The organism is Pseudomonas sp. BNK-15 (assembly GCF_047456105.1).
Lineage (GTDB): Bacteria > Pseudomonadota > Gammaproteobacteria > Pseudomonadales > Pseudomonadaceae > Aquipseudomonas > Aquipseudomonas putida_E.
On sequence record NZ_CP179898.1, the window covers coordinates 2,398,122 to 2,412,733 of the forward strand.

The following is a 14,612-nucleotide window of genomic DNA, read 5'->3' on the forward strand; positions in this document are numbered from 1 at the left end:
CGCACCGCGGCCGCCCTGCACGCTATTGCTTACTCGGTCGATGAGCGGGGTTTGCGATCAGGATCTGCAAAAGACGTAAGCTCGCGAATCAGGCGCAGCTCGCGCGCCTGTTTGTTGCGTTCCAGTGCCTGGAATTCGTCGCCCAGCGTAGCGATTGGCCTGTCAGGGTACTGATCCGGCAGTTCAAGTATCTGGGCCTGGTAGATATGCTCGATGTCTGCAAAACGTTCAGCATGGGCTTGGCGCAAGTGCTGGACCCACCTCTGGTTACCGGCGGCAAAATTCAGGAAATCCTCTCCCAACTCGCTGCGCTGCACTGCCAACTCCGCATACGCCAACTCGTCGATATTGGCATTGATGGCATAGCGCAGGGTGTCTTCGGGCTGGCCCAGCTCAAGCGGGGTATTGAGCTCACGGCGGTAGGTAAGGCGAACTTCCGCTTCGTCCCGGTTGGCAGCCTCGCTCTTGGCAATCTCATCCAGTGCTTGCAGGCGATACAGGCGCCGCAGTTCCCGATAAAGGTTGCCCTCGCTATCGGCCGTATCGATCTGCAGGCGCTGGTTGGCGATGTACAGTTCGATGTTCTGGAACACCAGCAGAGCGCCGTCGTGGCAGGTCTGGTCACCATTGTCCTGAACAAGTGCTTCGTTGGCCTGATGGTTGAACAGCGCAAGGTCGTCCAGGTTGACCACTGCACTGACCAGGACCTTGCGTACGCGCCCGCAGAATGAAACGCGGGTCTTGCCATTCTGGTATGGGGCCGAGTTGCGCAGACGGCCTACCAGCGCCAGAAGATTTTCGGCACCCCCCGATCGCTGCAAACTCTCCCAACTGTCCCTCAGGGCTTGGTTCTCGATGTCCGAGGCAAGCAGCCAGTTTTCCACGTTGGGGACATCGGCAGCTGGGTCCAGGAGGGGCAGGTGGTTATGACCGACTATCCCGCCGTCTCCCGATGACTCGCTCATGCTGTCTGACAGATCGATGCCAAAGGTGAAACTGTGCTGGCTGTTTGAAGATGCACGGGCACGCATGACCGCTTCGTCCGTCAGCGGATTGCTGAACAACAGAATCGAGCTGATGGGGAAATCGTTGTCCAGGTTGGCCAGTATGTGGGCCGGCAGTTCGGTAAGCCGGTTTTCGCTCAGGTCCAGCATCTCCAGTGGGAACAAGCTGTCTACCCAGGCCGGCCACTGCTCAAGGCCCATGCTGTTGAGGTCGAGTCGGCGAAGTGTTTGCAAGGCCTGAGGAGTGTGTGCGATCGCCCCCATTCGGTTGCCCGTGAGGTCCAGCGAGTTGAGGGTGGGTAAGCCGCCCAACGTGTTGATCACGTTCTGGTCGATCAGCAGGCCTGACTGGCGCAAGGCGATGTCCGTCAACCCCGGCAAGCGCAGAAGCGCAGAAGGCAGTGACTGCTCGGCTTGTCGGTAGTTGTCGATCGTCAGGCGCGTCACCCGTGGGAACCGGCTCAGCAATCCATCGAGCTGTGCCGTCGTACCACTGACGCGCTCAAGCGCAAGGTTATGCACCTGTGCGATGAAGAAGGCCGGCAAGCGTCTTGGAAAATGCGCCAGGGCAACATCATTCAGGCGTAAAGCCGCGCGTGTCAGCCCTGTTTCCTGGTAATGCCAGAACTCGTTCAGTGCCGCAGCGATACGGGTTCTGGCAGTCATTGCCGTTTGGCTGACTGGCGCGCTTGAGCTTGAGGCATTCACATAGTTATCGATGGCGTCGCGCAGTTGCTGGCGCTGCTGCAACTGGGCAGCCAGAAGCGTTCTGAACGCATCAGACTGGTCCATCTCAAAACGTGAGGCGCGGCCATCTTCGCTCAACATAACGCGGCGTATATCATCCTCGAAGAGCGGATTGCCCTGCATGGAAACCAGCGCGTGCTCGGCAATGTTGATTCGGTTATCCCGCAAAAGGTGCGGGAGGAGTCTGATCTGGTTGTTGCGCAGGCCAATGTGCCGAACCTGAGTCAGGGTGTTGTAGCCAACGCCCTCTGGCCAATGATCCAGTGCCATGTCGTCCAGGCCCAGGTAATCGAGTGTCAGTTCATTGAAGAGTGGGGGATGCTGCCCCGAAAATCGGTTACCGCTCAGGTCCAGTCGTCGCAGCCGTGTGAGCCCTGCCAGGCTGTCGATGTCTGTTGAGGACAGCGTGAGATTCTGGTTGGTCAGGCTCAGTGTTTCGAGCGCCGGTAGGCGCTGGGCAATCATGGGCAGGCTGAACTGGAATGCTGAAGGAGTTCCTTCAGGCCGGTAGGCGCGGCTGATCTCCAGCGATCTCAGGTTGGCAAACTGTCGGACCAGGCTGTCCAGTTGCGGACCGTGCTGGTTCCAGCCTTCATAATGTTCGGGTGATGTTTCAATCAATTGCAGGTCCGTGACGCTGGCGCTGAAGAAGTCCGGCAGTTCAAGAGGAAACTGCGCCAGGGATAGGCGCTCGAGACGAAGCGGGGCGATGGCTTCGCTGGTCGCCAGGAACGCACGCTCATACCAGTGCTGGGAGATGGCGTTCATCAACCGCTCCAGGCCATCGGTGCTCTGATGAGATCCTTGTGCGGCTTGTCGACGCCAGTCGTCCAGCCGGCTTTGCAGTCGGTCGCGTTGCTCCATCAGCCCGCTGAGCATCTCATCGATCTGAGCGCGGGTCAGGTTTCTGTTTTCCAGCGCGGCCATGATCTGCTCTGCGGGCCGTGGTACGGGAGTGTGTTGGCCGATCCGGCGTATGGAATTGAGCAGCGTCTGCCTTGAAGTGCTGCCAGCGCGGGGGCGGGTGCCGCCCAGCGGGTAGCCCAGCCGCCCATCTGCCAGGCGCATGGGCGAGCGAAAGCCCGGTGGCACGCCCTGCATGCCCAGCACCCGGCGCAATATCGCCCGTGGCAAGAGAGGCGCGTGTTGAATCCTGCTTCTGAGTGCGTGCATGTCCTCGACCGCCAGCGCCTGCCTTTGCTCGGCAGTGAGTACCTCGAACAGCGCCCCATGCAATGAACCGTGGACGCAAAGCTGATCGTCGGGGCGGGTACTGTCCATGACTACGTAACCTGCCCGGGCGCTGATGATCGACTTGCTTGCTGGCACCTCACTGGCGCCGATCTTGTCGATCTGGGCCGGCGAGTTCTGGCGCTGTTCGAGGGTGATGCCGACCTCGCTTGGCCAGCCAGGCAGTTGCTCGAGGGTGTGCAAGACCAGCACGTCGGTATCCCAGTTGCGTACACCTTCCAGATAAAGCCCTTCATAGGCGCGATTCAACCGTACCTGTTGCGCAAGGCAGCGGACTTCTTCGGCGAGCCGTCTGGGGACTTTGCCAGTGGTCAGCTCACCCTGTTCGAAGGTATTGGCATGGCGCAACAACTCCTCGGTGAGGGGTGCCGGAAGCCGCGGATAGCGAGCCTGGATGACATCGGCGCCGGGCACCTGAGGCGCGGGCAGCTGACGATAGCGCCTTTCGAAGGCTGCATGGAGTTGGTTGGGCTCGGCCAGCTCAGGCAGGTGCTTGAGTGTCTGGTAGAGTTTGAAGCGAGACAGGGTGTCTTCCAGTTGTGCGGGTAGCCGCTGGCTGTTGCAGAGCGCATGGCGCAGAACATCTTCCTGGGTACCACTCACCCGCAGTATGCGCAGGGCGGTTTCATCGTCGAAATGCGCGCCAAGGTGGCCGGCACGTCTGAATAATTGCAGTTCTGGCCATTGTTCGGGCCTTTCTGCCGGTAGCAACCAGGCGCCAGCACCGTTGTGGCGTAGCGGCGGTTCATGGCTCAGGGCCTTGGCGGGGTGCACCAGGCGGTACTCACCATTTTCAGATATCCGTTTGACCGAATAGGTGCTGTCTTCGACTGCCAGCCAGGTCTTTCCAGCATGGCGATACAGGCCGGATTCATCCGGCAGCAGGCCAGCCGGTAGCACGACGTCATGGGCGTACGGGCGGGCGTCTGGTCGCCACAGGCGGCTACTGCCATCGGGCATGAGCACGGGCTCGAGCTCTTCGATGAACGAGGGTGTTTCCACGGAAATCTTCTCGACGGCCGGCCTGCCGTCGGCCGCCCCTGTTGCTACGGCCACAGTGGTTAAGGCAACGTTCTCGACAATATCCATCAGGTAATCGAGCGCTTGCTCACCGTCGCCGTCAGCCCAGCTTTCGAGGCCCTCGAAAACCTCGTAGCTCAGCTGAATGAGCGACAGACCGAGCATCAACTGCCCCAAGCCCGGTACGACGAAGGCGCCAATGTTCAAGGCGCCAGAGGTCAGCTGGGTAAAATAGGCCCTGCGTTTTTCGGCGCTTTTCTGGTCTTCCTGGGCCGTGGAAACGGCATGGAACGAAGCATCGTCCATGCGTCGTTGGCGTTTCTGGCTGACCAGTTCGTTGGGTAGTGGCCGGTTGAAGGGCTGTAGCGTTACCGGTACCCAAGCCTGCGGGTCACGAATACGCCTGGCTTGTTCGCCCTGGTGCGCCGGCGCTGGCAGCAGCAGGGTCCAATCCAATGGTTGTAGACAGTCGCGCAGCTTTTCCATGAAGCGGCCACTGTCACGCGCCGGCACGCCTTGTCGCAGATGGCTGAGTTGCATTGCCCACAGCTGCTCGCGCAAGTGCGCCTGGACTTCATGAACGGTAGCGTGCACTTTCAGCGGGACCCCTGCGCCGGGCAGGTACGTTACCAGCACGTTCTTGTACGCAAGACGGGTTGCGTCGTAACTCAGAAGCAACTCTGGAGAGGGTACGAGGCCTATCATCAGCGCACCGGTCAGGGAGATGTCAAAGAGCTTGAGAAAGGCGCACCGCATGGGGCTTTGCAGGTAGTGCGCCTCGCCACCTCTGGCGAGCGTCAGCAGAGCCTCATACAAGGGCAGGTCGATCATGTTGCCCAGGTAAGCCCTGTGCAGCTCAAGGCAAAAGGCGCACTGCTCGGCGTTGCCGAGCGTCTCGATAACGCTTGCGCTCCCAACGTCGGTGCCAGGGTGATAAATGGCGTTGAGCAAAGCTTGATAGGTGCCGCCGATGTCCAAGTCGCGCACTAGCGAGGCGAAGGCCTGCGGGGCTATCTGAACCAGGTTTCCGGTGGGCAGGTGCGCCAGGAACTGGTTGTTGTCGAGTATCACGGACTCCAACGTTTGGCCATCGAGGCCGCCAGGCTGGGCTTCGGCAGCTTCAAAATTCTGCAAGGCGCAGTGCAGCAGGCTTTGGGTAGCCAGTTTGAATGCCCGCTGGGCAGTGGTGAGCGGGTCCCCAGTCATGTTGGCTTGGTAGGCTTCGGCTTTGCCGGCGTTGAACAGGTAGGTCCGGGTGACATCCAGCTCAAGATTGAAACGCTCCTTGATCGCCGAGCCCAGCCGCTCCCTGGCGAACGCCGCCAGGTCGGGAAGCAGGGCGAACAGTGCGCCAGCTTCGCTTTCGGCCTTGCGGTACGTTTCATATTCCTTGACCAGCCGGTGGGCGTCAGCCGGTTGCCTCTGGCAGGCTTCGGCGAACCAGGGTACCGGGGTGCTCACGGCGGCGCGCATGTGCTGATGGGTTTCAGGCGTGGCAGTGAGCATCCAGGCCGGGATCTTGCCCTCTATCAGGGCCTGGGGGTGAAAAGTGTCATCGCTTCGGGATGACCTTGCATCGGGAAGGTGCGTCATTTACTGGCCTCGCGTCATAAAGCAGCGAGGCTATCGAGCGCGGTGGCGGGCATGTGCATAACATGATCTACCCACAGACACATGCTCAAAGCGCAATTCAGGTTTATGATGCCCAACGGCAGACTTAATCCTCACACGGAGTGCGCAATGCAGACCCTCTACCCTCAGATCAAACCCTACGCCCGGCACGATCTGGCCGTGGAAGCGCCGCATGTGCTGTATGTCGATGAAAGCGGCTCGCCTGAAGGTCTGCCGGTGGTGTTCATTCACGGTGGCCCGGGCGCGGGTTGCGATGCCCAGAGCCGTTGCTATTTCGACCCCAACCTGTACCGCATCATCACGTTCGATCAGCGCGGTTGCGGCCGTTCCACCCCGCACGCAAGCCTGGAGAACAACACCACCTGGCACCTGGTCGAGGATCTGGAGCGCATTCGCGAGCACCTGGGCATCGACAAGTGGGTGCTGTTCGGCGGCTCCTGGGGCTCGACCCTGGCCCTGGCTTATGCCCAGACCCACCCCGAGCGGGTTCACGGCCTGATCCTGCGCGGCATCTTCCTGTGCCGCCCGCAAGAGATCGAGTGGTTCTATCAGGAGGGCGCCAGCCGCCTGTTCCCCGATTACTGGCAGGACTACATCGGGCCGATTCCGCCGGATGAGCGTAATGACCTGGTCAAGGCATTCCACAAGCGCCTGACCGGCAACGATCAGATCGCCCAGATGCATGCCGCCAAGGCCTGGTCCACCTGGGAGGGCCGCACTGCCACCCTGCGCCCCAATCCGCTGGTGATCGACCGCTTCTCCGAGCCGCAGCGGGCCTTGTCCATCGCTCGCATCGAATGCCACTACTTCATGAACAACGCGTTCCTTGCTCCCGACCAGTTGATCCGCGACATGCCCAAGATCGCCCACCTGCCGGCCGTGATCGTGCATGGCCGCTATGATGTGATCTGCCCGCTGGATAACGCCTGGGCGTTGCACCAGGCATGGCCCAACAGTGAGCTGAAGGTGATCCGCGACGCGGGCCATGCGGCGTCCGAGCCTGGGATCACCGATGCGCTGGTACGGGCAGCCGATCAGATGGCCCGTCGCCTGCTCGATTTGCCGCTGGAAGAAGCATGAAGGGGCTGCTGCAGCGTGTGCGCGGCGCGCGGGTAGAGGTGGCGGGTGAAATTGTCGGCGCCATCGACCAAGGCTTGTTGGTGCTGGTGGCGGTAGAGCCTGAAGATACCCGCGAACAGGCCGATAAGCTGTTGCACAAGTTGCTCAACTACCGCGTTTTCAGCGATGAGCAGGGCAAGATGAACCTGTCCCTCAAGGATGTGGGCGGCGGTTTGCTGCTGGTGTCCCAGTTCACCTTGGCAGCGGACACCCGCAGTGGCATGCGTCCGAGCTTTTCGACGGCTGCGCCGCCAGCGCTCGGTGCCGAACTGTTCGACTATCTTTTGCAGCAAGCCCAGGGCCAGCATGCAGATGTGGCAAGCGGCCGATTCGGTGCTGACATGCAGGTGCACCTGGTCAATGATGGCCCTGTGACTTTTCTGTTACAAATATGAAGGAAAAAACGGCCTTGGTTGCGCGAAACAAGGTGTTTTGTACGATAAATAGTTGATCCAGCCTGATGCGTTGTAACGCATCCTGCTGGATAATCGCGCGCTGTTAGGGCCTGCGTTCGCAGGTTCGTTTTACTCTGACTCGAGCATTGTCTGGAACCGTTTGGGGAATCATTACGCCCTCACGGGGTCCGAACAGTGCTCGCCAACCCGGCATTTGTCGCTGGCCGTTGGTTTCATGATCTGTTTTCGGCGAGGGTTGCTCGTGATTGTTAGTCCCCATAAAGCATCTAGAATCCCCGGCAATCGGCTGCGCAAGGCCCTGATGGCCAGTGCCGCACTGGTCGGCCTGATGAGCGCGGGCCAGCTGTGGGCATTCAATCTTGACGATGTTGCAGCCAAGGCAAAGGATCTCGCCGGCCAGAAGTACGAAGCACCGAAAAGCAATCTGCCGGCAGTCTTCCGCGACATGAAGTTCGCCGACTACCAGAAGATTCGCTTCCTGCAGGAAAAGGCCGAGTGGGCCAAGGACAAGACGCCGTTCAAGCTGTCCTTCTACCACCAGGGCATGCACTTCGACACGCCGGTGAAAATCAACGAAGTCACCGCCACCACCGTCGAGGAAATCAAGTACGACCCGAACCGTTTCGAGTTCGGCGACGTGCCCCACGACCCGGATACCACCAAGAACCTGGGCTACGCCGGTTTCCGCGTGCTTTACCCGATCAACAAGGCCGACAAGCAGGATGAAATCATGACCCTGCTGGGGGCCAGTTATTTCCGTGTGGTCGGCAAAGGGCATGTGTACGGTCTGTCGGCCCGTGGCCTGGCCATCGACACCGCGCTGCCGTCGGGCGAAGAGTTCCCGCGGTTCACCGAATTCTGGGTCGAGAAACCCAAGCCGGCCGACAAGCACCTGGTGATCTACGCCTTGCTGGATTCGCCGCGCTCAACCGGTGCCTACAAGCTGATCCTGCGCCCGGGCAACGATACCGTGGTCGATGTGCAGTCCCGCGTGTTCCTGCGTGACCACGTCAGCCGTCTGGGCATCGCGCCGCTGACCAGCATGTACCTGTTCGGCCCTAACCAGCCCTCCAAGGTCATGAACTATCGCCCGGCCCTGCATGACTCCGAAGGCCTGTCGATCCACGCCGGTAACGGCGAGTGGCTGTGGCGCCCGCTGAACAACCCCAAACACCTGTCGGTGAGCAACTTCAGCGTCGAGAACCCGCGCGGTTTCGGCCTGATGCAGCGTCATCGCGATTTCAAGGATTACGAAGACCTCGACGACAACTACCAGAAGCGTCCGAGCGCCTGGATCGAGCCTAAGGGCGACTGGGGCAAAGGCACCGTCGATCTGGTCGAGATCCCGACTGCCGACGAAACCAACGACAATATCGTTGCCTTCTGGAGCCCAGAAACCCTGCCGGAGCCGGGCAAGCCGTTCGAGTACGACTACCGCATGCACTGGACCATCGACGAGTCGCGTTTCCAGGCCCAGGAGCTGGGTTCGGTTACCCAGACCATGCGTTCCACCGGTGACGTCAAGCAGTCCAACCTGATCCGTCAACCAGACGGTAGCGTAGCGTTCCTGGTCGACTTCGCCGGCCCGGCCTTGGCCGCCCTGCCGGAAGACGCCGCGGTACGCAGCCAGATCAGCGTCGGCGACAACGCAGAAGTGGTCGAGAACAATCTGCGCTATAACCCAGAGACCAAGGGCTGGCGCCTGACTTTGCGGTTGAAGATCAAGGAAGCCAAGAAGGCTACCGAGATGCGGGCCGCACTGGTCAGCGATGTTCCGGTCGAAGCAGCCAAGCCTGCCGAAGAAACCAAACACGACAAGACCGCAGCCAAGCATGGCAAGGCTGAAAAAGCCGCCAAGGCCGAGCAACCTGCCAAGGCCGAACAACCTGCCGCCGATGCGGCATCCACCAACGGGACCCCGGCCACCACCGAAAAAGTGCTGACCGAGACCTGGAGCTATCAGTTGCCTGCCGATGAGTAACTCAAGCGCAAGGCCGGAATCGCTTGGCGAGTACCTGGCCCACCTCCCACTGAGCGATGAGCAGCGCGCGGAACTCGCCAGTTGCACCTCGTTCAGTGAGTTGCACCAACGCCTGGCGGGCAATGCGACCGCCACCACCACTGAGGCCGTGCAGGCCTCGGTGGGCCCGCGCCTGACTGTAGGCAGCGCGGCCGAACTGGAAGATGCCCAGATGCTTGGCGTCGACGGCAGCGGCCGGCTTTGCCTGAAGATCGCACCGCCGATCAAGCGTACCCGGGTCGTGCCCGAGCCATGGCGCACCAATGTGCTGATCCGCATGTGGCGGCGCATGACCGGCCGCCCCAACGCGCCGCAGCCGCCAAAGCGCGAGTTGCCGCTGGCGCGCTGGCGCACGGTCGGCTCGATTCGCCGCTATATCCTGCTGACCCTCATGATCGGCCAGACGCTCGTCGCCGGCTGGTACATGAAGGGCATCCTGCCTTACCAGGGCTGGTCGTTCGTCGACCTCGACGAAGTGGTCAACCAGCCGTTGTGGGATACCGTAGTGCAGGTCTGGCCGTACGCGTTGCAAACGTCCATCCTGATCCTCTTCGGCATCCTCTTCTGCTGGGTGTCGGCGGGCTTCTGGACGGCGCTGATGGGCTTCCTCGAGTTGCTCACCGGCCGCGACAAATACCGTATCTCCGGCAGCAGTGCCGGCAGCGAGCCGATCGCTCCTGAAGCACGTACCGCGCTGGTGATGCCTATTTGCAACGAAGACGTGCCGCGCGTGTTCGCAGGGCTGCGGGCGACCTTCGAGTCGGTCGCCGCCAGCGGCAACCTCGACCGTTTCGATTTTTTCGTGCTCAGCGATACCAACGACACTGACATTGCCGTGGCCGAGCAACAGGCCTGGCTGGACGTGTGCCGCGAGACCAAAGGCTTCGGCCGCATCTTCTATCGCCGCCGCCGCCGCCGCGTGAAGCGCAAGAGCGGCAACCTCGACGACTTCTGCCGTCGCTGGGGTGGCGAATACAAGTACATGGTCGTGCTCGACGCCGACAGCGTCATGAGTGGCGAGTGCCTGAGCAGCCTGGTACGCCTGATGGAGGCCAATCCGGACGCTGGCATCATCCAGACCGCGCCCAAAGCCTCGGGTATGGACACGCTGTATGCGCGCATGCAGCAGTTCGCCACCCGCGTCTACGGCCCGCTGTTCACCGCCGGCCTGCACTTCTGGCAACTGGGCGAGTCGCACTACTGGGGCCACAACGCGATCATTCGCATGAAGCCTTTCATCGAGCACTGCGCCCTGGCGCCGTTGCCTGGCAAGGGCGCTTTCGCCGGCGCGATCCTTTCCCACGACTTCGTCGAAGCGGCGCTGATGCGCCGTGCCGGCTGGGGCGTGTGGATTGCCTATGACCTGCCGGGCAGCTATGAAGAGCTGCCGCCGAACCTGCTCGACGAGCTCAAGCGCGACCGCCGCTGGTGCCACGGCAACCTGATGAACTTCCGCCTGTTCCTGGTCAAGGGCATGCACCCGGTGCACCGTGCGGTGTTCCTCACGGGCGTGATGTCTTACCTGTCGGCGCCGCTGTGGTTCTTCTTCCTGGTGCTGTCGACCGCGCTGCTGGCAACCAACACGCTGATGGAGCCGCAATACTTCATCGAGCCGTACCAGCTCTACCCGCTGTGGCCGCAGTGGCACCCGGAGAAGGCCGTCGCGCTGTTCTCCACCACCATCGTGCTGCTGTTCTTGCCCAAGCTGCTCAGTATCATCCTGATCTGGGCCAAGGGCGCGGTCGAGTTCGGCGGGCGGTTCAAGGTCACCTTGTCGATGCTGATGGAGATGCTGTTCTCCATGCTGCTGGCGCCAGTGCGGATGATCTTCCACACCCGCTTCGTGCTGGCCGCATTCCTCGGCTGGGCTGCGACCTGGAACTCGCCGCAGCGTGACGACGACTCCACCCCGTGGAGCGAGGCGGTACGTCGCCACGGCCCGCAAACCCTGTTGGGTATTGCCTGGGCGGCGCTGGTGGCGTGGCTGAACCCGAGCTTCCTGTGGTGGCTGGCGCCGATCGTTGGTTCGCTGGTGCTGTCGATCCCCGTTTCGGTGATCTCCAGCCGCACACGCCTGGGCCTGGCGGCCAAGGACGAGAAGCTGTTCCTGATCCCTGAGGAGTACGCAACGCCCCAGGAGCTGCTCGCCACCGACCAGTACACCCACGAGAACCGCTGGCACGCCCTGCACGACGGCTTTGTCCGCGCTGTGGTCGACCCTCGGCAGAACGCCTTGGCCTGTGCCATGGCCACTGCCCGTCATGGCCAGGCAGCACCGATCGAGGCGATGCGCGCCGAGCGCCTTGCCAAAGCGATCGAGGTCGGGCCCGAGGGGCTGGACCTGGGTACTCGCCTTGCCTTGCTGAGCGACCCGGTAGCCTTGGCGCGCCTGCATGCGCAGGTATGGGCCGAGCACAATGCCGCCTGGATCGACGTGTGGCGTGCATCGATCAACAACGACCCACATTCGCCGTTGTTGCCGTTGCACCCGGCGGACGAGGCACAACCTAGCCTGGTTGGCGCCTGATCTACCCTAGGGGCCGCTATGCGGCCCTTTCGCCGGCTTGCCGGCGACAGGGTTTTCCAATCTTTCTCATCCCCTCGGATTTTGGCCAACAAAGTCCCCCCCGGCTCTAGGTCCTAGGGCCGCCATGCGTTAGCATCCCTCTCCGATAAGCCATGCCGGCCGGTACGGCCGTGCCAACAATAAGATTCGCTACTTTTCTTGCTAGGGGACTTGGTGATGATGAAGAAATACCTTTCGCGGCTGCTGGTCGGCGTCACGGCGCTGGTCGCGGTGGCCTCGGCCCAGGCCGGTGCCATCGACGACGCGGTCAAGCGCGGTACCTTGCGGGTGGGCATGGACCCGACCTACATGCCGTTCCAGATGACCAACAAGCGCGGCGAAATCATCGGCTTCGAAGTCGATATTCTCAAAGCCATGGCCAAATCCATGGGCGTCAAGCTGGAGACCGTCTCCACCGCCTATGACGGCATCATCCCGGCCCTGCTGACCGACAAGTTCGACATGATCGGCAGCGGCATGACCCTGACCCAGGAACGCAACCTGCGCCTGAACTTCAGCGAACCGTTCATCGTGGTTGGCCAGACCCTGCTGATCCGCAAGGATCTGGCTGGCGAGATCAAGTCGTACAAAGACCTGAACAACGAGAAGTACCGCATCACCTCCAAGCTCGGTACCACCGGCGAGATGGTCGCCAAGAAGCTGATCGCCAAGGCCACGTACCATGGCTACGACAATGAGCAGGAAGCGGTGATGGACGTGGTCAACGGCAAGGCTGATGCCTTTGTCTACGATGCGCCGTACAACGTGGTGGCGGTCGACAAGGCCGGTGCCGGCAAGCTGCTGTTCCTCGACGAGCCCTTCACCTACGAGCCGCTGGCATTCGGCTTGAAGAAGGGCGATTACGACAGCATCAACTTCATCAACAACTTCCTGCACCAGATCAAGCATGACGGGACCTACGATCGTATCCACGACAAGTGGTTCAAGAACAAGGACTGGCTGAAGGAAATGGAATAAGAAGTAGCTTCAAGCCGCAAGCTGCAAGCTGCAAGAGGAGGTGGGCCAATACGCGGGCTGCTTTTCCTTGCAGCTTGTGGCTTGCGGCTTGCCGCTTTCTGGAGTAACCCCGTGATCAAACACAAGAAAGCCCAATGGCCCTGGCATGCGCTGACGGCGCTGGTCCTGGTGGGCCTGGCGATCAGCCTGTACCTGGCCACCTCGATGATTTCCTACGAGTGGCGCTGGAACCGCGTACCACAATACTTTGCCTACAAGGCCGAGGACGTGCAGCGTGCCAGCGATTACGGCACGGTGCAGGACATCGTCGTCTCCGGCGATAACGCCCGCGTTACGCTCAAGGATGAGAACGGCGGTGAGCAGGTGCTCGATGTGGCCAAGGACAGCCTGCAACTGAGCCGCGGTGACGATGTGGCCGAAGGTGATCAGGTCGGCGTCACCCGTCACTGGGCTGCTGGCCCACTGGCCTGGGGCCTGTGGACCACATTGTGGATCTCGGTAGTGTCCGGGGCGCTGGGCCTGGTGATCGGCCTGTTTGCCGGGTTGTGCCGGTTGTCGAACAACCCGACCCTGCGCGACCTGTCGACCGTCTATGTCGAACTGGTGCGCGGCACGCCGCTGCTGGTGCAGATATTCATCTTCTACTTCTTCATCGGTACCGTGCTCAACCTGTCCCGTGAGTTCGCCGGGGTGGCAGCGCTGGCGCTGTTCACCGGTGCTTACGTGGCCGAGATCGTGCGGGCCGGCGTGCAGTCGATCGCCAAGGGGCAGAATGAGGCGGCCCGCTCGCTCGGGCTTAACGCCAGCCAGTCGATGCGCCACGTGATCCTGCCGCAGGCGTTCAAACGCGTACTGCCTCCGCTGGCCGGGCAGTTCATCAGCCTGGTCAAGGACACCTCGCTGGTCTCGGTGATCGCCATCACCGAACTGACCAAGAGCGGCCGTGAGGCCATCACCACTTCGTTCTCGACATTCGAGATCTGGTTCTGCGTGGCAGGCCTGTACCTGCTGATCAACCTGCCGCTGTCGCATCTGGCCAGCCGGCTCGAGCGGAGGCTTGCGCAAAGTGATTGAAGTCCGTGACCTTTTGAAAGTGTTCGACACCCGAGGCCAGGTAGTGCGTGCGGTGGACAACGTCACCACCCAGGTGGCCAAGGGTGAAGTGGTCGTGGTGCTTGGCCCGTCGGGGTCCGGCAAGTCGACCTTCCTGCGCTGCCTCAACGGCCTGGAGCATTTCGACGAGGGCCATGTGGCCATCAACGGGCTGCGGTTGGAAGACCCGAAAACCGACATCAACGCCTACCGCCGCGAAGTCGGCATGGTGTTCCAGCATTTCAACCTGTTCCCGCACATGACGGTGCTGGAAAACCTGTGCCTGGCGCAGAAGGTCGTGCGCAAGCGTGGCAAGGCAGAGCGTGAGGCCAAGGCGCGGGCGTTGCTGGAAAAGGTGGGTATCTCGGAGAAGGCCAATGAGTACCCCTCGCGGCTTTCCGGTGGTCAGCAGCAACGGGTGGCGATTGCCCGTGCGCTGGCGATGGAACCCAAGGTGATGCTGTTCGACGAGCCGACCTCCGCGCTCGACCCGGAAATGGTCGGTGAAGTGCTGGACGTGATGAAGACACTGGCCCAGGAAGGCATGACCATGGTCTGCGTGACCCATGAAATGGGTTTTGCCCGCGAAGTGGCCGACCGCGTGCTGTTCTTCGATCACGGCAAGTTGCTGGAGGATTCGGCGCCTGCGGCGTTCTTTGCCTCGCCGAAGGATCCGCGGGCGCAAGCGTTCCTGCGCCAAGTGCTCTGAAAGCAGCTGCAAGCTGCAAGCTAAAGCCGGGCGGTGATGGGCGGTCCATAGCGTTCGG

At 61.5% G+C, this 14,612-nt stretch carries 8 protein-coding genes; 7 read left to right on the forward strand and 1 reads right to left on the reverse strand.

The annotated features are described in order from the left end of the window. Window positions 1–29: 29 nt before the first annotated feature. On the reverse strand, window positions 30–5,615 hold the full coding sequence (locus tag ACMGF5_RS10970; protein ID WP_119688146.1) for a dermonecrotic toxin domain-containing protein: 5,586 nt from the start codon (window positions 5,613–5,615) through the stop codon (window positions 30–32). A 147-nt stretch (window positions 5,616–5,762) separates the two neighbouring features. Between ACMGF5_RS10970 and pip the strand changes: the two genes are divergently transcribed. The 7 genes from pip (at window position 5,763) to ACMGF5_RS11005 (ending at window position 14,554) form a co-directional block, all read left to right on the forward strand. Further along, window positions 5,763–6,734, forward strand: coding sequence for a prolyl aminopeptidase (pip, locus tag ACMGF5_RS10975; RefSeq protein ID WP_115273404.1), 972 nt, complete (start codon window positions 5,763–5,765; stop codon window positions 6,732–6,734). Next, complete coding sequence (gene dtd / locus ACMGF5_RS10980; RefSeq protein ID WP_012312380.1) at window positions 6,731–7,168, forward strand: D-aminoacyl-tRNA deacylase; 438 nt, start codon at window positions 6,731–6,733, stop codon at window positions 7,166–7,168. The genes pip and dtd overlap by 4 nt, the downstream gene beginning before the upstream one ends. Before the next feature lie 322 nt (window positions 7,169–7,490). Further along, window positions 7,491–9,170 carry a glucan biosynthesis protein G gene (locus ACMGF5_RS10985; protein ID WP_239539342.1) on the forward strand — a complete coding sequence of 560 codons (1,680 nt, stop codon included), beginning with the start codon at window positions 7,491–7,493 and terminating at the stop codon, window positions 9,168–9,170. Beyond that, a complete protein-coding gene (gene mdoH, locus ACMGF5_RS10990; protein ID WP_119688149.1) occupies window positions 9,163–11,736 on the forward strand; it encodes a glucans biosynthesis glucosyltransferase MdoH in 2,574 nt (857 codons plus the stop codon). The genes ACMGF5_RS10985 and mdoH overlap by 8 nt, the downstream gene beginning before the upstream one ends. A 219-nt stretch (window positions 11,737–11,955) precedes the next feature. Beyond that, a complete protein-coding gene (locus tag ACMGF5_RS10995; RefSeq protein ID WP_046785173.1) occupies window positions 11,956–12,753 on the forward strand; it encodes a transporter substrate-binding domain-containing protein in 798 nt (265 codons plus the stop codon). Window positions 12,754–12,864: 111 nt separating this feature from the next. After that, entirely contained in the window at window positions 12,865–13,827 is a 963-nt protein-coding gene (locus ACMGF5_RS11000) for an amino acid ABC transporter permease (protein WP_012312384.1), read from the forward strand. Continuing rightward, window positions 13,820–14,554, forward strand: a complete 735-nt coding sequence (locus ACMGF5_RS11005; protein ID WP_012312385.1) for an amino acid ABC transporter ATP-binding protein — start codon at window positions 13,820–13,822, stop codon at window positions 14,552–14,554. The genes ACMGF5_RS11000 and ACMGF5_RS11005 overlap by 8 nt, the downstream gene beginning before the upstream one ends. Window positions 14,555–14,612 lie beyond the last annotated feature (58 nt).

What these genes read in the sequence shown, in the direction of transcription:
- ACMGF5_RS10970 (WP_119688146.1), bottom strand. Translation starts at nt 5,615, where the DNA reads ATGACGCACCTTCCCGATGCAAGGTCATCCCGAAGCGATGACACTTTT.
- pip (WP_115273404.1), top strand. Translation starts at nt 5,763, where the DNA reads ATGCAGACCCTCTACCCTCAGATCAAACCCTACGCCCGGCACGATCTG.
- dtd (WP_012312380.1), top strand. Translation starts at nt 6,731, where the DNA reads ATGAAGGGGCTGCTGCAGCGTGTGCGCGGCGCGCGGGTAGAGGTGGCG.
- ACMGF5_RS10985 (WP_239539342.1), top strand. Translation starts at nt 7,491, where the DNA reads ATGGCCAGTGCCGCACTGGTCGGCCTGATGAGCGCGGGCCAGCTGTGG.
- mdoH (WP_119688149.1), top strand. Translation starts at nt 9,163, where the DNA reads ATGAGTAACTCAAGCGCAAGGCCGGAATCGCTTGGCGAGTACCTGGCC.
- ACMGF5_RS10995 (WP_046785173.1), top strand. Translation starts at nt 11,956, where the DNA reads ATGAAGAAATACCTTTCGCGGCTGCTGGTCGGCGTCACGGCGCTGGTC.